This is a genomic window from Segatella sinensis (assembly GCF_040095255.1).
Lineage (GTDB): Bacteria > Bacteroidota > Bacteroidia > Bacteroidales > Bacteroidaceae > Prevotella > Prevotella sinensis.
This window is the reverse complement of the sequence record NZ_JBBNGE010000056.1, coordinates 1-19,761: the sequence shown is the minus strand read 5'-3', so window position 1 is coordinate 19,761 and position 19,761 is coordinate 1. Positions and strand designations below refer to the sequence as shown.

20 protein-coding genes, 1 tRNA gene and 1 pseudogene are annotated in these 19,761 nt (G+C 41.0%); 11 read left to right on the top strand and 11 right to left on the bottom strand.

Annotated features, from left to right (window positions below; genetic code table 11):
* The 6 genes and pseudogenes from AAAT87_RS12900 to AAAT87_RS12875 form a co-directional block, all read right to left on the bottom strand.
* A pseudogene (locus AAAT87_RS12900) lies at positions 1-239 on the bottom strand (sodium:proton antiporter); the annotation flags it as partial.
* A 136-nt stretch (positions 240-375) separates the two neighbouring features.
* Positions 376-762: an SMU1112c/YaeR family gloxylase I-like metalloprotein gene (gene gloA2 / locus AAAT87_RS12895; protein ID WP_089543640.1), complete on the bottom strand. Its 387-nt coding sequence runs from the start codon at positions 760-762 to the stop codon at positions 376-378.
* Positions 763-799: 37 nt separating this feature from the next.
* Positions 800-1,306, bottom strand: coding sequence for a peptide-methionine (S)-S-oxide reductase MsrA (msrA, locus tag AAAT87_RS12890; protein ID WP_428848580.1), 507 nt, complete (start codon positions 1,304-1,306; stop codon positions 800-802).
* A gap of 460 nt (positions 1,307-1,766) precedes the next feature.
* The gene (locus AAAT87_RS12885; protein ID WP_349226631.1) at positions 1,767-2,045 is read right to left on the bottom strand and encodes a DUF1294 domain-containing protein; all 279 of its coding nucleotides are present in this window, start codon (positions 2,043-2,045) and stop codon (positions 1,767-1,769) included.
* 35 nt (positions 2,046-2,080) lie between these two features.
* Positions 2,081-2,836 carry an MBL fold metallo-hydrolase gene (locus tag AAAT87_RS12880; RefSeq protein WP_349226630.1) on the bottom strand — a complete coding sequence of 252 codons (756 nt, stop codon included), beginning with the start codon at positions 2,834-2,836 and terminating at the stop codon, positions 2,081-2,083.
* Positions 2,837-2,983: 147 nt separating this feature from the next.
* A complete protein-coding gene (locus AAAT87_RS12875; RefSeq protein ID WP_349226629.1) occupies positions 2,984-3,184 on the bottom strand; it encodes a helix-turn-helix domain-containing protein in 201 nt (66 codons plus the stop codon).
* A 185-nt stretch (positions 3,185-3,369) separates the two neighbouring features.
* Between AAAT87_RS12875 and AAAT87_RS12870 the strand changes: the two genes are divergently transcribed.
* The 3 genes from AAAT87_RS12870 to AAAT87_RS12860 all read left to right on the top strand — a co-directional run bounded on the left by AAAT87_RS12870 (position 3,370) and on the right by AAAT87_RS12860 (position 5,126).
* Complete coding sequence (locus tag AAAT87_RS12870; protein WP_349226628.1) at positions 3,370-4,065, top strand: nitroreductase family protein; 696 nt, start codon at positions 3,370-3,372, stop codon at positions 4,063-4,065.
* 9 nt (positions 4,066-4,074) lie between these two features.
* Positions 4,075-4,302, top strand: a complete 228-nt coding sequence (locus AAAT87_RS12865; protein WP_089543644.1) for a hypothetical protein — start codon at positions 4,075-4,077, stop codon at positions 4,300-4,302.
* 158 nt (positions 4,303-4,460) lie between these two features.
* Entirely contained in the window at positions 4,461-5,126 is a 666-nt protein-coding gene (locus AAAT87_RS12860) for a YaaA family protein (protein ID WP_349226627.1), read from the top strand.
* A gap of 332 nt (positions 5,127-5,458) precedes the next feature.
* Here AAAT87_RS12860 and AAAT87_RS12855 read toward each other — a convergent pair whose 3' ends face one another.
* Positions 5,459-7,033 (bottom strand): ATP-binding protein, encoded by a 1,575-nt coding sequence (locus AAAT87_RS12855; protein WP_349226626.1) that lies wholly within the window; start codon positions 7,031-7,033, stop codon positions 5,459-5,461.
* A 281-nt stretch (positions 7,034-7,314) separates the two neighbouring features.
* Positions 7,315-7,527, bottom strand: coding sequence for a hypothetical protein (locus AAAT87_RS12850; RefSeq protein WP_142990575.1), 213 nt, complete (start codon positions 7,525-7,527; stop codon positions 7,315-7,317).
* Positions 7,528-8,025: 498 nt separating this feature from the next.
* Between AAAT87_RS12850 and AAAT87_RS12845 the strand changes: the two genes are divergently transcribed.
* Complete coding sequence (locus AAAT87_RS12845; protein WP_287624638.1) at positions 8,026-9,126, top strand: AAA family ATPase; 1,101 nt, start codon at positions 8,026-8,028, stop codon at positions 9,124-9,126.
* Positions 9,123-9,890, top strand: coding sequence for a hypothetical protein (locus AAAT87_RS12840; RefSeq protein WP_218421016.1), 768 nt, complete (start codon positions 9,123-9,125; stop codon positions 9,888-9,890). Before AAAT87_RS12845 ends, AAAT87_RS12840 begins: the two co-directional genes overlap by 4 nt.
* 702 nt (positions 9,891-10,592) lie before the next feature.
* Here AAAT87_RS12840 and AAAT87_RS12835 read toward each other — a convergent pair.
* Positions 10,593-12,614, bottom strand: a complete 2,022-nt coding sequence (locus tag AAAT87_RS12835) for a DEAD/DEAH box helicase (RefSeq protein ID WP_349226625.1) — start codon at positions 12,612-12,614, stop codon at positions 10,593-10,595.
* Between the two features lie 406 nt (positions 12,615-13,020).
* On the opposite strand from AAAT87_RS12835, the gene AAAT87_RS12830 reads away from it, so the two are divergent.
* The 4 genes from AAAT87_RS12830 (at position 13,021) to AAAT87_RS12815 (ending at position 16,590) form a co-directional block, all read left to right on the top strand.
* Positions 13,021-13,143: transfer RNA gene (locus AAAT87_RS12830), tRNA-OTHER, on the top strand.
* Between the two features lie 98 nt (positions 13,144-13,241).
* On the top strand, positions 13,242-15,500 hold the full coding sequence (locus AAAT87_RS12825) for a hypothetical protein (protein WP_349226624.1): 2,259 nt from the start codon (positions 13,242-13,244) through the stop codon (positions 15,498-15,500).
* Positions 15,501-15,717: 217 nt separating this feature from the next.
* On the top strand, positions 15,718-16,260 hold the full coding sequence (locus tag AAAT87_RS12820; RefSeq protein WP_287624650.1) for a hypothetical protein: 543 nt from the start codon (positions 15,718-15,720) through the stop codon (positions 16,258-16,260).
* An 18-nt stretch (positions 16,261-16,278) separates the two neighbouring features.
* Complete coding sequence (locus tag AAAT87_RS12815) at positions 16,279-16,590, top strand: helix-turn-helix domain-containing protein (protein ID WP_089543654.1); 312 nt, start codon at positions 16,279-16,281, stop codon at positions 16,588-16,590.
* 119 nt (positions 16,591-16,709) lie between these two features.
* Here AAAT87_RS12815 and AAAT87_RS12810 read toward each other — a convergent pair whose 3' ends face one another.
* Both AAAT87_RS12810 and AAAT87_RS12805 read right to left on the bottom strand, forming a co-directional pair.
* On the bottom strand, positions 16,710-17,321 hold the full coding sequence (locus AAAT87_RS12810) for an HAD family hydrolase (protein ID WP_287624634.1): 612 nt from the start codon (positions 17,319-17,321) through the stop codon (positions 16,710-16,712).
* A 20-nt stretch (positions 17,322-17,341) separates the two neighbouring features.
* Positions 17,342-18,136, bottom strand: coding sequence for an EFR1 family ferrodoxin (locus AAAT87_RS12805; RefSeq protein WP_349226623.1), 795 nt, complete (start codon positions 18,134-18,136; stop codon positions 17,342-17,344).
* A gap of 145 nt (positions 18,137-18,281) precedes the next feature.
* On the opposite strand from AAAT87_RS12805, the gene AAAT87_RS12800 reads away from it, so the two are divergent.
* The gene (locus tag AAAT87_RS12800; RefSeq protein ID WP_349226622.1) at positions 18,282-19,175 is read left to right on the top strand and encodes a LysR substrate-binding domain-containing protein; all 894 of its coding nucleotides are present in this window, start codon (positions 18,282-18,284) and stop codon (positions 19,173-19,175) included.
* 86 nt (positions 19,176-19,261) lie between these two features.
* The coding region (locus tag AAAT87_RS12795) for a YeiH family protein (RefSeq protein WP_349226621.1) at positions 19,262-19,761 on the top strand (500 nt) is incomplete at its 3' end.

The following is a 19,761-nucleotide window of genomic DNA, read 5'->3' as shown; positions in this document are numbered from 1 at the left end:
ATATTGTAGATTCCCATACCAAGTGCTACGCATACTGCTGTGGCTATCATGAGGGCCACCTGAGAGGCACCCGCCAGAGCATCATCAGGGAAGAGTTTGACAACCATGACGATGAGGGTGATAAGTACTGCCAGCGGTATGACAGAAATGAAAGGATGTGGTTCCACTGGCTGCTGAGGTGGGCAGGATACCTGCTCCTCAGCAACTTGAGTTTTTTGTTTATTTTCTTTTTGTTCCATTTGTTAATACTCTCTTATACATTTCACAAAGACACAATTCGTCATCTGACGATGCCAGGATGATTTCACCGCATGTCGAGCTGTAATATTGAATGTTTATTTGCTGCATTCTTTCAACTGCGATTAAACGAAATCTTTATTTTTCATACAGTTCTATCGGCAAACCATCTGGGTCACTGAAGAATACAAATCGCTTGCCTGTATATTCATCCGTGCGTATAGGTTCATGCGCAATACCTTTACTGTCAAGTTCATCAATTGCCTCCGAAAGATCATCTACCTCAAAAGCAAGATGGCGCAGACCGGCTGCTTCCGGATAGGAAGGACGTGCAGGTGGGTTAGGGAAGGAGAACAACTCGATGACATAGTTGTCATCAAGCCAGCAGTCAGCTTTCCATGAGTCACGTTCCGTACGATAGTTTTCACTCACAATCTTCATTCCGAGCACATCTGTATAGAAATGCTTGGATTTCTCATAGTCGGAGCAAATCACGGCTACATGATGGATTTTGTTAAGTTTCATATTTCGTTGTTTATATTTGTTATTCATTAAGTCATTTTCAGAACTTCTTTGTTCTCACATGGCAATATGGCTCACCGCCGGTTTTCTCGTAGTAGTGCTGGTGGTAGGCTTCGCCAATATAGAATGTCTCCTCGGGTAAAAGGAGGGTATTCACCTCATTGCCCTTGTTGCGAAGCAATTGCATCACCCTTTCTGCCGTCTGCCTCTGGGATTCATTACGATAGAAGATACAGCTGCGGTATTGTGGACCGAGGTCAGGACCTACGCCATCAGTCTGTGCCGGGTCATGAATCTCGAAGAAAAGTTTGCATAGGCTCTCGTACGATACCTCTTCGGGATTGAACTCCACGATGATGGCTTCTACATGATGTGTCTTATGGTCTCGAACATCAGCATAGGAAGGGAATGCCTCTTTGCCACCGGTATAACCAGCCAGGGTATTGATTACCCCAGGCTGTTTCTGAAACTGATGCTGCGTTCCCCAAAAACATCCGCAGGCAAAGATGCCCACTTCTGTCTTCTTGTCATCAGGCGCATGATAGATGTCAACCTTTGAGCATTCCTCAATGGCTGCCTTTACCATTTCCAGTGCCTTTCCATGCTTCTTCTGAAGGTCTGGATAGGCCTTGCCACGTTCAAAATTATGCTGGAGGTCGTTGTATTTCACCTGCAGGGCAATGGGATTCTGAGAGTCTATGATACCTTGGACGTAATCATAATAATCTGTTCCTTTCTTATGCGTGAGTAGGCGAATGGCATTCACCACGCCTGTAGGGATTCCTTCATGAAGCAAATCATCAAAGGAATAAGGACTGTCTTCTACCACATCATGCAGAAAACCTGCCATTTTCTCTTCGTCTGTATGTCCCATCAGTCCCACTGTCAATGGATGAAGAATGGCTGGATAGCCATCTCGGTCAAGTTGACCGGCATGGGCTTTTGTTGCTATGCTAAGTGCTATATCAATTGGATTCATTGTAGCTTATGAATGTTTAAATGATTTGTTAATGATTCAAGTGAAAGTATATCATCAGCGCAATCTGGATGAGCAGGATAATAGGAACTCCGTATTTGAACTTCCGATGCAGCGTCTTATGATGCCAGGCTTTCATACCCAACCAGGCTCCAATACTTCCTCCCACAGCGGCCATTGTCAGAAGCGTTGCTTCCGAAATACGCCATTTGGCTTTCTTGGCTTTATACTTGTCAATACCATATATGATAAATGTGGCAGCATTGATGACAAGTAGATAATATATGAGATAGCTATGTAATGTATTCATGATGACTATTCAATGATTATGATCTATATCTGATTCTATATGTCAAACGATTCTCCCTCACGCTCTATCTTCCAAAACGGGATTTGCTTGGCATCTGTAAACTCCTTCATACGCCAGGCACTCTTGAAACCGCTTGCTACAAAGTGCATAGGGACAAACAATCCTGTCTGGAATTGCTCGATGAACTGTCTTGCACCACGGGTATATCCATTACCTATGCGGCCATCCACAGGAAACATGACTACATCAAAGCAATCTGTTATTTTTCTGATGTCTTTCAGTTCGCCAAGATACAGTTTTTCATCTTTTTGAGGGTCTATCTCACCGAACTCCATACTCCAGATAGTTCCACCCTTATAGTCGTCAGTCAAGAACCTGGCATACCAATTGTTCAAATCTGCAGCATGGAAGATACGTTTGCCTTCAACCTCTACAATCCATGACACACCACTGTCATTGCTTCCGGCAGCAACGACCTTTATATTTTTGTCGCACCATGAGTTTCCCTTAACCATCAAGACATCTGCTTCTTCTCTCTGACATCTGCGATGCCGAATGATATCCTTGGAGAGAATGTAAGTCATTGGGGTATGTGGAAAGTGTTTTCTCCAAGAAAATATTTCTCTGGAGAAATGATCTTCGTGGAAATGACTTGCAAAAACATACACAGGCTTACCCTTGGATAGAATCTCCGGCAAGCAATTGGCAGGATCCATCCAATAGTCAAAAACCAATATGCAGGAGTGTGTCTCCACTGCAAAACCACTATGGAATATATATGTCAGTTTCATCTTTCTCATTCAGATTTACGATTGAATCTATGGATTCTTTCCTTAATGATGCACAAATAGGTTCGTTTCATCTTGTCATTCAAATATGAATTGTTGGTCAAATGCTCAACCTCGGCAGGCAAGGAAGAAAGAGTATCCTTACTGTACTTAAACTGTTTGACAAATCTCATATTTAACCTCCATGCCAAGTATATCCATGATTTTTTCAACCGTCGATAGGGAAGGATTGCCTTTACCGCTCTCTATCTGCTTGATGGCAGAAATGGCTACCTCAGACATGTCTGCAAGGTCTTGCTGGGTAATACCCAAAACCTTACGCTGCAATTTCATTACTTCTCGAATTTTCATACAAAGTAGTGTATTACATTGTACTTTTCGTGCAAAGATAACAAATATTTCTGGATTACGCAAGAAAAGGTACGATATCATGTTCCTTTTTAAAAAAATTATATGTTAGTGCGATTTTTCTTGATTATTTGCCATTAATATTGTTTTTTTCCTTATCTTTGCAGGCAAATTGCATCAAAGAAGTCATGACAATAGAAGAAGCTATCAAACAAAGACATAGTGTACGAAATTACATACACAAACCTCTTTCAACAGAGGTAGTTAGAGCACTCGAAGTAAAAATCGGGGAGTGCAACAAAGAGGGTGGACTACACATACAACTAGTTACCCAAGAAACCAAGGCATTCACAGGCATCATGTCCTATGGAAAATTCCATGGTGTGGAGAACTATCTCGTAATGGCTGGCAAGAAGGCTGATGATCTCAATGAGCGTATTGGATATTATGGCGAACAGCTTGTGTTGCTTGCTCAAACCTTGGGACTCAATACCTGCTGGGTTGGATTAAGTTATCGAAAGGTGAAGGAAGCTTACCATATTGAAGAAGGGGAGAAGTTGGCATGTATGATTGCCTTGGGATATGGTAAGACGCAAGGTGCCAGTCACAAAATCAAGACCATTGAACAGGTGAGCAATGCAACCGGCGATTCTCCTTCATGGTTTAGAAAGGGCGTGGAAGCTGCTCTTCTAGCTCCAACAGCCATCAATCAACAGAAGTTCTCGTTCCTCCTTCAATCTCAGGAAAGCCCAGGAGTCGGAGGCAAGGCAAAAGTTCTTGCCAAGAAAGGTTTCTCGATGGTAGGATATACCCAAATGGATCTCGGCATCGCCAAGCTTCACTTTGAAATTGGTGCAGGAACAGAAAATTTTGAGTGGGAGTAGGGGGAAAGGATGAGAGACTACACGGAAATATGGCAACTTCAAGATACCATCATCACTGCAGTCAATGCATGTGGTCAGGTAGTCTGGGATTTGCACGAAACAAGTGATGGATTCCATTTGGAGCTTACAGAACACCTGGATGAAACAGAAATCAGCAACCTCTGCTGTCAACTTCCGCTTTCTGCAGATTATGAAGGCGAAGGCAAAAACGGTTCTGTGCTGAGATTGAATATATAGCAGATGGCCTTACTTGACAAAAAGCATCAATAGAGCCATATTCATGTTACCCTTTAAAATAAACGTATTATGCAGATATTATTGGCAAATGCCAAAATCATGTTTGATAAGGCAGATAGGACAGCTTTTTAAAACCACTTTTCCAATCTGTGGCAGAAATGTTGGCTGCAGAAATGGCTAAGCTGGACGTAGAGGAATTGGCTAGACAACTTGATTGCAGCCACAAGATAGCTTCTGAAAACTGGAAACGCTATCGTAATTTTATGGCTGCAGAGAAGATGCCTGCCATACTTTCATACAATGGACAGGCGTATAAGCATTTATGTGCCAATACTTTAGGAGAAGAATCCCTGGATTATGCCCAGAAACATCTCTGGATTACTTGCTTTCTCTATGGATTGCTTCGGCCGATGGATGGCATTGTGCCTTATCGTATGGAGCATTGCGTGACGCTTGAAGCTACAAACGACAAGCCAATTAATCAATTTTGGAAAGATAAACTGACCGATGTTCTTATCAACAGTGTGAAAGCAGACGACGGCATACTTATCCATCTCTCCACAGCAGAATATGAACATCTATTTGATTGGAAGAGAATTTGCGGGGAAGTGAAAGTCATCCAGCCTCTCTTTTATGTTCGCCAGAAGGATGGCAGATTGAAGATGCAGGCTGTATGGGCTAAATCCTGCCGTGGAGCTATGGTAAGATATATTCTAAGCAACCAGCTAACTACTCCTGAAAAATTGGCAGCCTTCAGTTACGAAGGTTTTGAATATGCGCCAGAATTAGGAGAAGAGGCTTTTCCGCATTTCGTTCGTAATTAACAAAATAGTACTTTTTTCTATGCAAATGATATGACGAGAGTGCAAAAGAATTTACATGGTAAGTGGAAAGTATTAAATTAAAAACAAAATATTGTATAAGTTAAAGTACTGTTTTTATTCATAATGATGAACGAAAACAGTACTTTAACTTATTTTTTTCGTTCCTAGTATATTCTAACATCACAAAAGAAGATTTTCAGATGCCAAAATTGTGAGCACGAGACCTTAATATACGAGGAACGGGGTTAATGGCTCAGCACATAGAAGCCAGAGGTTGCCCAGATTTCAGGAACATAGTACCTTAGGTGGACCTAGCGTATCCCCATTAAATTCTATATTGCTTTCCAAGCAACCAATCCTTTTCCTAAATCATCTAGTTTTATGGCAAGAGCTATAACCTTGCGCTTGTCTGCTTTGAAAGGTTCTGCATACTGCTTAGCTTTAATTTGCTCTGCTGCAGCATCAACACCGCCATTGTTGCTTAGCTTCAATTCCAATACATAGATGATGGTCGATGTTTCTACCACCATATCTATTCTACCCGTAGCTATCATCTTCTCAACTTGTACTCTGCAGCCAATGGCATTGAAAATTGTACTCAGGATGAGACGATAACGTTCTTCCATATCCATGCTTGCAAGCTTCTTGTTGCTGTATGGGACATCGGCAATGAGAGCTTTCAGACATTCCATAGCTTCTGATAGATCGCCCATTTTCAGGGAATACAACAACATATTCTGAGTAGATATCACTTGGGCATTTGACTTCAGCGTCAAGGCTGGTAACACTATCTTATACAAAGCCTTGCGTACTTCATTATTAGGAATGCCTAGTAAATAAATACCTTCTACATACCCTTTTATCGTAAGGTAACCAGACTGATAGAGGAACAGTTCTGCTCCACCGCCTGTCACGTCAGAAGTCTCCAGGGTATCACTATCCATCGGACATTTTTCGAAATCCTTCAATCTTATTTCTATATCATCCACAAACTTAGGAAGTAACGAGGTTGCTCCAGAGGAAGCCCAGTAATTCTTAAGACTGGAATCAGAAAGGGCATTGACAAGACTAAATGGATTGAATATGTCAACCATATTTTCATGACTGAAATGATAACCATCGTAGAATGTCGTTAACTGTGCAACGGCTTCATCGAAAGTCCACCCATTCTTTGTAGCCAGTTTATTGACTTCCGGATTGAAATCATTGAGGACTTCTTCTTTCGTGATACCGCAAAGAGCAGCATACTCAGGAGCGAAACTGATGTTGCTCAAATTATTGAGAACTGAGAATAGCGAAATTTGCGTAAACTTGGTTATACCCGTGATGAAAACAAACTTCTCGTATTTATCCTGAGCTTTCAATACAGAAAATACTTCTCTATAGACACTCGTACATGCTTCATGTTGCGGAGTCTTCCAGGAATGCTGCAACGGAGAATCATATTCATCGATGAGAACAGCCACCTGCAGACCCGTTTTAGTGTAAGAAGTCTCTATGATTTTCTTTAGTCTTACGGCAAGAGAGCTGCCTTGGCGTACTGCAATATCGTTTCCGATTTCATAAGTATGAAAAGCATCGTCTAAATAGCTCCGTATGCTTTCTGGTTCCGCACCGGCCTGACTCATATCCAATCTGATAACAGGCCGCTTCACCCATTCCGTCTCCAGCTGCATAATTTTCAATCCCTCGAAGAGTTCCTTCTTGCCCATGAAGTAGGCTTCGAGCGTATCGACTAGGACGGATTTACCAAAGCGGCGTGGGCGGCTCAGGTAATTATACTTCTTTCCCTTGTTGGCAAGCTGCCAGATGATATCTGTCTTGTCAACATAAAGATATCCACCCATTCTGATTTCCTCAAAAGACTGGATGCCAACAGGTAATTTTCTATCGTTTGTCTCTACCATAATACCTAAATCATTCGTTTCATTTGCAAATATACAATTATTTTTTTAAATTTCCATGTTTTTTCATTTTTCGTAGTAGTTTTTTTGCTCTACATAAAAAAGCCTACAGGTAATGTGGCCATTAACTGCAGACTATTCATTTGCGATAAATTTAGATATGGTTCAAGGATAGAGCACTAAACTTCAACCACCTCGTATGTAGGGTTGACGCCGAGCACTTTATTTTCTAACGAGAATTATGATAAATATAACTTACGTTTATGGATTCTTCTCTGCTAACTTTAGATATTATCATCTTGTACTCGCATCAATCTCCAAAGCAAAAAAGTGACGAAAAAGACAATAAGACACCATATCATTGCATCTGCTGCCCATGATGGTGAACCTGGGGTCATCGCTAAGTCACAAAAACCGGCACCAAGTATAAAACTCAGTAAAGAAATGCATCCAGTCGTGGTTCTTGTTGCGTCGGGTTCTACTTTGTATTCTTTCATAACTATTGCTATTTATATGTTATGTGTACAAAAGTAACAAAAAATACTGAAACTGCCAAGAAAACAGGAGGAAAACACACCAAAAACAAAAATATTTCTTGCAATGGAGATTGGCTGCACACCTAAGATGTACCTTTGCAAGTTTAACATGATTTTAGTATATTACCTCCCTATCTCACATCCTTCATGGTTGCGGTAGCTCGGTTTCTAGAACGTAGCCTTTATGTGGGAATTATATTCTATTTAACCCACCTTGTCTTACATATCATATCTACTTAAAAATCAATAAAAAATAAAGGCTAGGCTTTCCTTCCTTCATCCGATAAGAATTATTATCTTAAATATCCGTAAAAAAATTACGGCATATTGATATTTTGTATATCTTTGCAAATGCTAAGCAGCACTAAACACCATAAATAAAACTAGTTTCGTCGTTTCTGTGCATCTTTGCTTTGCACCAACATTATTGTTATCAATTAAAATGAAGTATATAGAATCATGTTAGTAAAATTTGCCGTAACGAACTATAGAGGATTTGCCAATCGCATAGAATGGGATTTGTCGAAACCAAGTAACTATTCGTTCAATACTTTTGCCATTAAAGATGGTATCATCAAGAATGGCATCGTGTATGGACCTAACGGTTCTGGCAAGTCGAACTTTGCAATGGCCATCTTCGACATCACCAATCATCTTTCACAGAAGTGGAAGAAGGTGAACTATTATGATAACTTTACATATACGGGAAAGTTGAACTTCCCCGTAAAATTTGAATATGCCTTCAAGTTTAGAGATGATACGTTACAATATACATATAGCAAATCGCCTGATGGAAAGCTGGAGGAAGAAGAACTTGTAGTGAATAACAAGCTTATTTTCTGCAATAAGAATTCTGTCTTGACATTGGATGAAACTGAGTTCCCGATGGATTCTGCAGTGAAGGCAAACCTTGCCAATAATGCCAACAATGTATCCATCGTAAACTTTCTGCTTACTTCCTATCCTCTTGCCAAAGAGCATTATCTTCTGAAACTGCAGCAATTCGTAAACTCAATGTTATGGTTTAGAAGTGTTGAAAAAAATGAGTTTATGGGGTTGGCTACTGCTCCGGCAAATCTCGATGAGTATATCATCAAGAATCAGCTGACTCGGGACTTTGAGGACTTCATCCATCGGGTAAGCGGACAACGTTTTGAGTTCCAGGAGCCAAATGATGATGATAAAGAGTTGTATTGCGTTTTTGGATTAGGTCGCATTCCATTCGATAAGATAGCATCAACGGGTACTCAATCTCTGATGCTACTTTATTACTGGCTGAAACAGATGACAAATGCATCGTTCGTTTTCATCGATGAATTTGATGCTTTCTATCATTTCAGACTCTCTTATGAGGTTTGCAAGACCCTCTTTGCCCTCCCATGTCAGGCTTTTACGTCATCACACAATACCTACTTGATGACTAACGACTTGCTTCGCCCAGACTGCAATTTCATCTTGCAAGACAACAAAATCAAGCCGTTGAGCGACTGTACCCAAAAAGAGTTGAGATTCGGGCATAATATTGAAAAAATGTTTAGAGGTAACGCATTCGAAGTATGATACTATTCGTTTTTGAAGGAGTAAAACGGGAGCCGGATTTGTTCCGCACCATCCAGCGATTATACTTTGCAAACAGAGATGAGCAGATTGTATGTTCCTATAATAACAACATCTATCAACTATACAAAGATTTGCAGGAGTATGATGGCGATGGAGATATTGTGTCTTTGCTTATGGAGAAATTTGCCGGTCAAGCAGACAATCCGCTTAAGGATATTGATGCTTCTGCTGACATCTCGGAAATCTATCTGTTCTTCGACTATGACTTTCATAACCGGAATTTATCACTCGAAGAAATCAACAGGCAGGTAAAGGAAATGCTTGAAACTTTCAATAATGAAACGGAGTTTGGTAGGCTTTATATTGACTATCCGATGGTTGAGTCTATACGATATACCAAGCAGTTGCCCGATGCAAACTATTGGACGTATTCTGTAACACGTTCTGAGTGTGGTAAGTTCAAAGGTGTATCTGCCGATTTTTCTGCGTATGACAGTTTCGATTTCATCCTACTGAAAGATCATCGAGAGCCAACAGAAGAAGAGACGAAGGAAGTCAAGCAGAATTGGGAATATTTAAAAGAAATGAATGTGGGAAAAGCGAACTATCTATGTAAGGGGAAGAATATGATGCCTGCATCTAAAGAAGACATACTTCAAGATAAAATATTCAACTCACAATTAGAGCAGTATGTAAATACCGAAGATTGCAAAGTAGCAGTACTCAATGCTTTCCCAATATTCCTATTTGACTATTTCAAATAATGTTTGCATACTATGGTATTTAAAACGTATTGACAGAAGTAAACACTGGGAGTGTCAAGTATAAATTTTATACAAGAATATAGCATAAGTTAAAGTACCGATTTTTACGTTCACTGCAATGAATAAAATCGGTACTTTATTTTTTTGTGCGCTCTAACACCATATTATAACAAATATGTTTAACAAACATTATTGCTATTAAAAACTTTAAATATTATCGTCTTGCATTCGCATCAATCTCCAAAGCAAAAAAGTGACGAAAAAGACTATAAGACACCATATCATTGCATCTGCTGCCCATGATGGTGAACCTGGAGTCATAGCTAGATCACAAAAACCGGCACCAAGTATAAAACTCAGTAAAGAAATGCATCCAGTCGTGGTTCTAGTTGCGTCGGGTTCTACTTTGTATTCTTTCATAACTATTGCTATTTATATGTTATGTGTACAAAAGTAACAAAAAATACTGAAACTGCCAAGAAAACAGGAGGAAAACACACCAAAAACAAAAATATTTCTTGCTATGCAGATAGGCTGCACACCTATGCTATACCTTTGCAGGTTAAAACCTGATATATAGGATATATGAAAATTGTTATGCTTCATAGGGAAAAATTACTCTTTATCTATAAAGGCAAATCTGAGTACATTTTACTATGATGCCCTCAGATTTGCCTTTGTAAAATTCACTTATATCCTGTCTTATTTTTCCTCATAAGGAGCAAAACCATGATCTAGCAGGAAGGCATAAGTTTCAGGGTCATTTCGAATAGCAGCACCACCTCTTTTGTGAAATTTCATCAAGATGCCGTAGTAAGGCTTATCCTTAGGAGTAGGCAAAAAGCCACGTTCAATGACAAACTTCTTTAGAGCTTCATTTCCCTTACATATAGGTTCGTTGTCTTCTAAACCTATCATTTTTCTCAACTCTGCCTTCATACCTTCTGATATTTCCAGGCGGTTCATGTGATTTCTAATCCAAATATAATCCAGATCACTGGCTATACCGGAACCACGCTGGATGATTCCTTCCTGCTCCACACGTTTCTTGATTTTCTCAAAACGAACCTGTACTGCCTTCATAGGAGTAACATACATCTGTAAAATCCGCTGGAATCTATCAAGATGTGCCTGTGTCAAACTCTTGTTTTTCTTCTTACCCTTCAAGAATTTCTGAAACTCCTGGTAAATTCCATTCACATATGAATCTTCCTTCTGTGTTGGCAACTTACCGTTGTTCTTTTTAATAGCTTCTTCAAGGATATCAAGCCGTTCATCTAAACCTGTACGCTTAACTGGTTCCTTTGAATAACCATGTGCTACCAACCAATTCATACGATGAGGATATTTACGCTGATTCATCGGAAAACGCTGTTTTTCAATAAATCTGACAGCCTTTAAATCCTCAGAAGGATAAGGAAGACGACCATTTTTATCATAAAATTCTGTCAAAAGTGGTAAAAAATGATCATACCAAATGTCATCCTTCAGTTCTGCAACATCATCAAATTTGCATATTTCCTCATAAAACTCACGAAAATCTCTACATTCGTCTATTACTTCAAAAGGAAAAGGTTCCAATTCATCATTTGAAGAACTTTCATTATTACCATTACTACCTCCACCGAAACTATAAGTTTTGCAGTAGTCGAGCAACATAGTATCCATATTGTTTACTAAATCCAGAATAACAGGACGCTTCAAAATGTTCTCTGCCGTAAGACAACGACCAATTTGCTGCTCAATGATAAGACGGGATATGGTTGAACGGAGCATGATAATCCCATCCACGTGTGGCACATGAATTCCTTCATTAAGCATATTTACAGAAATGGCTACCTTTAACCCGTCATAATTGTCCAATTCGAAATCCTCCATTTCTTTGGAGAGGTATTTCTCCTGATAATCAATCTGATAGAAACGGATACGCTTGAAACCTGCAGAAGATAACCAGTCCCCAAGAAGTTGTCTGGCTTTGGCAGCTTTGGCAACCTTAGAACAAAAGACAATAATTCTCTTGATATCGGAACTGAAATATTTTTTGATGATAGGAGATACTCCATGTGCCTCAGACCAACTGCGTGAAATTCCTGCAAGACGATGCAAATAGGTCTTCTTCTCTCCATCTTCCATATACTTGGAAGTTCTAATAGCCCCTTTTGCCTTCTCTATTGTTTCATCAGCAGAATACAATGAAGAAACATAAATCGGAGTAGGAAGAATAGTCTTTTTCAAGGCAAGTCCAAGACTCAAGTAGCTAACAATGTTGCCATCGAAAAGTTCTTCTGCCATATCTCGCTCATGATCCAAATATCTGATATGAGTCGCACTCGTACCTAAGATTTTTGCTATAGGATTAGCTGCAATTATCTTTTTAACACCATGCCCCCATTCTGGTGCACCCGCACGATGAAACTCATCAAGGACTATCAAATCATAGCCTGTGGAAGGGACTTCATCATAGATGGAACTTGCATAAGTACGGAACTCTACCCCTTCATTACACACTTTCTGGGTCTCGTTCAATACAAAATTATTGGGAGCCATGACCAATACCTTTGAAAAATGGGAAGCAATTGCTGCAATACAATAGCTCTTACCAGTACCAGTGGCATGTACTATAGCTGCACGTTGATGGTTCTCAAAATGAGCCATCACCTTTTCATAAGCTTCTCTATTATGAGGAAGCAGATGAAGATTCTTTTGTTCGGTTGTTACTGACATATTCTGTTCTAAAGTTTGTTTATTCAAATACATGGGACTGCTGCATATATCGAGTGACATCTAAGCAAGGTTCACTCCAAACAGTTAAGAACGGAACGAAGGATGCAAGGTATTACAGGATGTTGTAACCTTCCTAGGTGTTAAAACCAGGTGCAAAAATAGTAAAAAACATTGGAACAAACAAGAAAACACAAAGAAAACACACCAAAGACAAAAATATTTCTTGCTACGCAGAAAGGCTGCACACCTATTATATACCTTTGCACCAGAAAACAAGATTTCTGGATGTGTGAAGAGATCGTGGTGGTCAAGAAAGACTTACTTCATTAATGAATCGCTAGTGGTAATACACTATAGCTATGGGTACTCAGTTTTTCCATTACCACCCTATTCCACATCCTTTATGGTTGCGGTAGCTCAGTTGGTAGAGCATAGTTTTGTGTGGGAATCATCTTCTTCCAGGAGGTCAACTTACACATACTTCTGCAATGAGAGCCTAGTGTCGCAGGTTCGAGTCCTGCCCGCAGCCCAATTATTAACTTAGGTCAAGAGGGACTTACTTCATAGCTTGAATTGCAGTTTCATAGTTGGAGTTCCTCGATTACCTTATTATAATATAGATTGATTATGAACGACAAGGCTTTAGTAAAAGTTGCATTGAGGTACAAGGCTTTGTATCTTGACATCAGGAAGGAAGACATCAACATGTCTTCGGAAATCACTCCAGCAGTCTATTCCCTTTTGGAGCGATTAAAAGAGTACGGCTATTGTGTAAGCGAGGAGCTGTTACATGGTCTTGGCATGGTATCTGTAGAAGAACTGACAGATATTGTTGCCGTCATCGAGGATGTAATGGGAGTAGAACTCAATTGGTCTCCACTAGTCAAGGATTGGAATGTTCCTACTAAAGAAGGAGCTGTGGATCATTTCATTACCTGGATTGCCAATATCTTACACAAGGAAGTGGATATCAGGGGTACTACCCTACCTTGTGGACATTTGATTCCTGAGGGAACTTTCCCTTTGGAGAGATACAATGGATGTCCCTACTGTGGTACACCATTCGTTGCGACTGATTATGTTTTCAAGGGTCAGGGAAGCAAGCTAAAGGAACTGCGCCTGTTCACGGGAAAAGAGCTGAAGGAGGTTTTTCAATCGTTACTCTCCTCTCCCACTCCACTGGACATGACTCAGAAAAACAGTCTGGAGCTTCTTTTGGATGAATATGATGTTCCAGAAGGAATAGAGATCAGCATGAAAGAGACCATGATGCTGGTCATCAGAAATCTGGTAAGGAAGGAGGATGGTGATAAAGCCACATCCTACTTGAAGACCCCTACTGACATCTTGAGATATCTCTGGTATGAGAAAACTGGGCAGCTGCAGATTATCAAGCCATCTGTTCTCCAGGCCAATGCAAGAAGGTTAGGTTATCAGATGGGGATGGCAGGGGATACCTCTCTCACCTACCAGGAACGAATGAAGGAGCATCTCAAGCTGAAATACTCCAGAAAGACATGCAAGATGGTAGCCAAATGGATGAATGCAACCTCGCTTTCTGCCAAGAAAGCGGCTGAGGACATGAATCCTAAGCGTGGTATGTGGGTAAGATTCATTCGCGCTCTCCGTTTGGCAGAATATGCCAAGAGAAAGGGATTTGAGCATTTGGCAGAAATCATGGATGTATTCTACAACCAGGATTACACCACATGGCAAGGCTGCATAGACAAGGCTAGCAAGGAAAAGGAGGCAAAGAAGGTGTTAGATTTACTGAAATCCAGACCAGGCTCTTTTGCCCGCTGCCTGTTTGCCACCATGTTGAGGTTTGGTTGCGAAGAGACTTTGAAAGCTTTTGAGGAGGTAGCAGATAAACTACCTATGAGACTTCTGGTTTCTCTAGGCAATGCTGCCGAGATTTACTTTGACGAGAACTCTATTCGCTCCATACAGACAATTACCGGATTAAGAATAACAATCGAGCATAATAAGTTGCTTTCTCTGTATTCGAGAGAGGAACGTCAGCAGATGGTGGATGCGGTATATGGTGTATACAAACATGCCATGCTCAGACGCTTCAAGGATATGGATACAGAAAGCAAGACCATCTATATTGCACCAGAACTGTTTGATATCCCAATCAGCGTAGGTGACCGTTCTTCTACCATACAGGATACCAGCTGCGCCTTGATGGGTACGAGATTTCCAGTGGAAGGTGATGCTGTTAGATTGTTCTTGCAATGGGGCAAGGGTCTTCACGCCCAACACCTGGACATGGATCTTAGCTGTAGGATTTCATATGATGACAAGATAGAGGAATGTGCCTACTATCATCTCACATGCACCGGTGCCAAGCATTCGGGTGACATCAGAAGCATACCGGAGATGGTGGGAACGGCAGAGTATATAGATTTGTCTTTACCTGAGCTGGAGAAAGCTGGTGCCAGGTATGCGACCTTTACCTGCAATGCATACTCCTGTGGTTCACTGTCACCAAATCTTGTGGTGGGATGGATGGATTCTGCCAATGAAATGACAATATCTGAAAAAGATGGTGTTGCCTACGATCCATCATGTGTTCAGCACATGGTAAGAGTGGGTGATGACTATCTTGCCAAGGGACTTGTCTTCGGGGTTCTGGATATAGCCAGAAGAGAAATCATTTGGTTGGAAATGCCAGTCTCAGGACAAACGCTTCGTTCTGCTTGTAGAGAAGACATAGAGGCGCTGCTCAAGAGACTTCAAAGAAAACTTAAGATTGGAGAGCTCCTTCGATTAAAGGCAGAGGCACAAGGTCTTGAAATCTTGTTTGATGAGAGTCAGGCAGACGAAAGCTATACCTATGAATGGGCTTTGAATCCGGCAGAGGTAAGCAAGCTCTTGTATTGAAAGAACAACGACTCTATTGCGGAATACAATTACTCCTCACATGATGAAGGTTTTTAAAATGCCAAAAGCCTTCATCATGTGATGAGTATCATAGGTCTGTAGTAGTCCAAAACAAACATCCCTTCATTAAATATTCTTAAATAATAAACCTATAAGTTGTACATTTAAACTTTTTATTGTATCTTCGCATTATAAAATAGTACGATTATGAGATTCGATCGTTATCACAGAAAACGAGCACCTCTGGGCTGTCAGATATGACGACTGCCTTGACAACGTTCTTGATTCCATACTTGGACAATGGAACGATGTTGCATGGTTACGCAACTTCTTTAAGCAGAATACAGATGATTTAGCCTCCTACTTCAAAATCACAGATGTCAACCAAGCCATTTATGATACGATTGAAGATAGTGAACGCTTACAGTGTCTCATCATGAACATATCTCCAGATGCAGACCTTGACAAGATTTTCCGTCCATTGGAAAATTGTCGTACTTCAGAAATGCTTTTGGGTAAGGAAAAGGCACGCCTTCGAAACACCCCTCGCCATGCTTCGTGGCTTCGAATTTATGCCATCAAGCTTGAACCAGGTATTTATATCATTACAGGAGGGGCTATCAAGTTAACCCGTACCATGCAGGAACGTGAACATACGTTAGTAGAACTTGCCCGTATGGAAAAAGTGAGACGTTTTTTGATTAACAACGATATTGCCGATAAGGACTCCTTCATGGACTTCTTAAATGAAATTTTATAAAAAAGAAAGGAGGTTATTATGAAAACTGCTAATGAAATAGTTTCAAAACTTAAAGAGCATCAGGCTTCTTCTCCATCAAAATGGCGTGAGAATGCAGAATGGCGCATGGCAAACAAGTCATGGCTTCGCTATTCTCAGCATATTGCAATGAAAATGCTCGATAAAATGGATGAATTAGGAATGACACAGAAACGTTTGTCAGAACTTATGGGATGCAGTCAGCAATATGTGTCCAAGATTCTCAAAGGACAAGAGAATCTATCTCTTGAAACACTGGCAAAGATTGAGCGCTGTCTCCAGATATCTATCCTGGGGAACTTAGCCAAATAATGTTGCTGAAAAAAAGAATAATCTTCTTAAGAAAATACCCTTCATTAGAAAATAATGGCTGGTTTGAGATTCTTTATCCCAAACTAGCCATCATTATATTAGAAAATATTTGCCATATTCTAAAAAACACAGACGCCTAATTGCTGTCTTAAGTCTAGACTTCCAGTGAAAAGGATACCATGGATCCCCACACGATTGGCACCATCTACATTCACTTGCCGATCATCGATGAAGATGCTTTCCGATGCCTGTAGATCATAACGATTCAGAAGAAGTTGATAAATCTCCGGATTGGGCTTTACCATCTTCTCCTCACCACTCACAACGATTCCTTCAAACATATCAAACAGACGTGCATGGACTTCCCTGACTAATGGGAAAGTCTCATGAGACCAGTTGGTAAGGCAGAACAAATGATAGCCTCTATTCTTTAACTCGGACATGATTTCATAGATTCCGGGAATTTCACCACCATCCATATCCTTGTAACAATACCAGTAAGCACCTATGTAAGGAGCATACTTGGGAAAAGCCTGCTTTAATTCGAAAATACATTCATCTATTGGCTTTCCCAAGTCTGTCTGATCATTCCATTCATTCGTCACCACATGATCGATTATCCACCTAGCCTTCTCCATGTCGCCATGAAACAGAGTGGTATAGAGGTTCATGCGCATCCAGTTCACCAATACGCTTCCTACATCAAAGATGATATTCTTGTATCTACTCATTGCAGTCTACATCTTATGTTTTAACTTTTTACATAGAAGAACTCAGGCTGCTTGGATTCGGCAAAGGCCTTCTCAAATTTCCAGCTGACTGCCTTATATAACAGACCTCCAAATTGGCGGGCATGCTGAGGGCAGACCACTACACATCTACCACACGAGATACATTTCTTTTCGTTGGTCTTATATGGTTCGTCCTGAGTAATGGCTCCGACAGGGCACATCTTCACACAAGCATGGCAGGAAGTACATTTTCCCTTGCTTCCTTCTGGATGCAAGGGAATTGGCTTAGTATCACGATATGGGCGGTTGCCATTTACCATCAGCCGGCTAACTGCTGCCATCTTTGAAATCTGGGATAGAAGTTGACTACTCTTTGAAGCGAAATCATGGAGTTTGGCCATATCATCAGCATCAGGTCTTCCCTCTGCAATCTTAGGGAAAATGGAATGCTGGGCTATGACGGCAGCCGCAGAAAGTATCTTGGAGCCATGGGATTCCACCAGGTCCTTCAGCTCGATGAGCGTATCATCGTAGGCTCTGTTACCATAGACACATACTATGATGGCTGGGGTATTGTTTCCAAGAAAACGTCTCAATGAACGAACTGCCATTTCAGGAACTCTACCAGCATAGGAAGGTACTCCCACAATCAACAAATCCTCTTCACTTCCAAGCGAGACATCATCCTTCAGCATATCAGAAGTGATGTCATACTCCTTAACTGGCTTCTGAAACTGGGATGCAATCTCACGGACTACACGTCTTGTTGAAAAAGTGGCGCTATAATAGACCAAGTGGATGTTTTTAATATTCATAATGTCATTGTATATTTAGAATGCAAAGATACGATTTTTATGTTAAACCAACAATTGATTTGAAGATTTTTGTTATCTTTGCAGAAAATTTGAATTACTGGGTATAATATTGACGAGGTTTTTTGAAAAGACAAAGGAACATACAATGATAGATACAAGACTGAAAGTTTTCAGAAGTGTGGCAACACTCCTGAGTTTCACTAAGGCTGCCAACGAACTATTCATCAGCCAGCCTGCCATCAGCAAGCACATACAGGAGCTTGAAAAGGAATATGGGGTGCAACTGTTCGACAGAATCGGCAATCGCATCCAGCTCACCCGTGCCGGACAACTTATGCTTGACCATGCCTGCAAGATTATCAATGCCTATCAGAATCTCGATTTCGACATGAAGAAACTCACTGAGAAATCAGGTGGCGAACTGCGCATCGGAGCCAGTACCACCATCTCGCAATATGTTCTCCCCGAACTGATTGCTGAATTCAGGAAACAATATCCCGATATTCGTCTTACCCTGCTCAGCGGAAATTCTCATGAGATAGAGGACGCTCTTGCTGCTGGAAGAATAGACCTAGGTATGGTGGAAGGAATCAAGCGTCAGCCCACCTTTAAATACACTCCTTTCATGAAAGATGAGCTGGTGGCGTTCGTACATTGTTCCAATCCCCTAGCCCAACAAGACGAGATTTCCCTGGAATTTCTCAAACAGATACCTATTGTGCTGCGTGAATTAGGCTCCGGAACTTTGGATGTCATCCAAAAAGCCCTGCAAAAAAACGGTATTGATCTTTCTGATCTGAACATAGAGATGAATCTGGGAACCACAGAGGGCATCAAGCATTTCGTGGAACATTCCTTATGCATGGGTATCATCAGCGTAAGAGCCATCTCCAGGAGTATCTATGAACAAGTTTTCAAGGTTCTGGAAATTGAAGACCTAAAGATGGAACGAGAATTTCTGTTTGTAGAGAAGAGAGGCGAAACCGCCAAACTCCAGCAGACATTCAAGAGATTCATAACCAAAGGTTATAACGTATAGTTATTATATATATATACAACATCTCATGATTTTTCGTACCTTTGCACCTGCTTTTCAAAAGCGATTAACCGACAAAAAAGAAAAATATGAGATTATCAGAACAAAGGAGCAGTATGCTGCATGGCATATTGCTCATCACGCTCTTCGCCTGCGCAGCCTTCTACATCGGCGACATGGATTGGGTGAAAGCTCTTTCGTTTAGCCCGATGGTAGTGGGCATCATCATTGGTATGCTCTATGCCAACAGTCTGCGTAACAACCTGCCCGACACCTGGGTACCGGGCATCAAGTTTTGCAGTAAGCGAATCCTCCGCACAGGCATCATCCTTTATGGTTTCAAGCTTACCTTCCAGGATGTGATGGCTGTGGGCTTCTCTGCCATCGTAATGGATGCCATCATTGTATGCGGCACCATCGGCTTGGGAATCCTGGTGGGAAGACTCCTGAAAATTGACCGCAGTATCGCACTGCTCACCGCTTGCGGAAGTGCCATCTGTGGAGCTGCAGCAGTATTGGGTGTGGATGGGGCCATTCGTCCGAAGCCTTACAAGACGGCAGTAGCCGTAGCCACCGTAGTCATCTTTGG

Excerpts from the sequence above, each read along its gene's own strand:
- AAAT87_RS12805 (WP_349226623.1), bottom strand. The coding sequence starts at position 18,136 with ATGAATATTAAAAACATCCACTTGGTCTATTATAGCGCCACTTTTTCA.
- AAAT87_RS12880 (WP_349226630.1), bottom strand. The coding sequence starts at position 2,836 with ATGAAACTGACATATATATTCCATAGTGGTTTTGCAGTGGAGACACAC.
- AAAT87_RS12865 (WP_089543644.1), top strand. The coding sequence starts at position 4,075 with ATGAGAGACTACACGGAAATATGGCAACTTCAAGATACCATCATCACT.
- AAAT87_RS12850 (WP_142990575.1), bottom strand. The coding sequence starts at position 7,527 with ATGAAAGAATACAAAGTAGAACCCGACGCAACAAGAACCACGACTGGA.
- AAAT87_RS12825 (WP_349226624.1), top strand. The coding sequence starts at position 13,242 with ATGAACGACAAGGCTTTAGTAAAAGTTGCATTGAGGTACAAGGCTTTG.
- gloA2 (WP_089543640.1), bottom strand. The coding sequence starts at position 762 with ATGAAACTTAACAAAATCCATCATGTAGCCGTGATTTGCTCCGACTAT.
- AAAT87_RS12885 (WP_349226631.1), bottom strand. The coding sequence starts at position 2,045 with ATGAATACATTACATAGCTATCTCATATATTATCTACTTGTCATCAAT.
- AAAT87_RS12815 (WP_089543654.1), top strand. The coding sequence starts at position 16,279 with ATGAAAACTGCTAATGAAATAGTTTCAAAACTTAAAGAGCATCAGGCT.
- AAAT87_RS12855 (WP_349226626.1), bottom strand. The coding sequence starts at position 7,033 with ATGGTAGAGACAAACGATAGAAAATTACCTGTTGGCATCCAGTCTTTT.
- AAAT87_RS12860 (WP_349226627.1), top strand. The coding sequence starts at position 4,461 with ATGTTGGCTGCAGAAATGGCTAAGCTGGACGTAGAGGAATTGGCTAGA.
- AAAT87_RS12835 (WP_349226625.1), bottom strand. The coding sequence starts at position 12,614 with ATGTCAGTAACAACCGAACAAAAGAATCTTCATCTGCTTCCTCATAAT.
- AAAT87_RS12840 (WP_218421016.1), top strand. The coding sequence starts at position 9,123 with ATGATACTATTCGTTTTTGAAGGAGTAAAACGGGAGCCGGATTTGTTC.
- AAAT87_RS12875 (WP_349226629.1), bottom strand. The coding sequence starts at position 3,184 with ATGAAAATTCGAGAAGTAATGAAATTGCAGCGTAAGGTTTTGGGTATT.
- AAAT87_RS12810 (WP_287624634.1), bottom strand. The coding sequence starts at position 17,321 with ATGAGTAGATACAAGAATATCATCTTTGATGTAGGAAGCGTATTGGTG.
- AAAT87_RS12845 (WP_287624638.1), top strand. The coding sequence starts at position 8,026 with ATGTTAGTAAAATTTGCCGTAACGAACTATAGAGGATTTGCCAATCGC.
- AAAT87_RS12800 (WP_349226622.1), top strand. The coding sequence starts at position 18,282 with ATGATAGATACAAGACTGAAAGTTTTCAGAAGTGTGGCAACACTCCTG.
- AAAT87_RS12870 (WP_349226628.1), top strand. The coding sequence starts at position 3,370 with ATGACAATAGAAGAAGCTATCAAACAAAGACATAGTGTACGAAATTAC.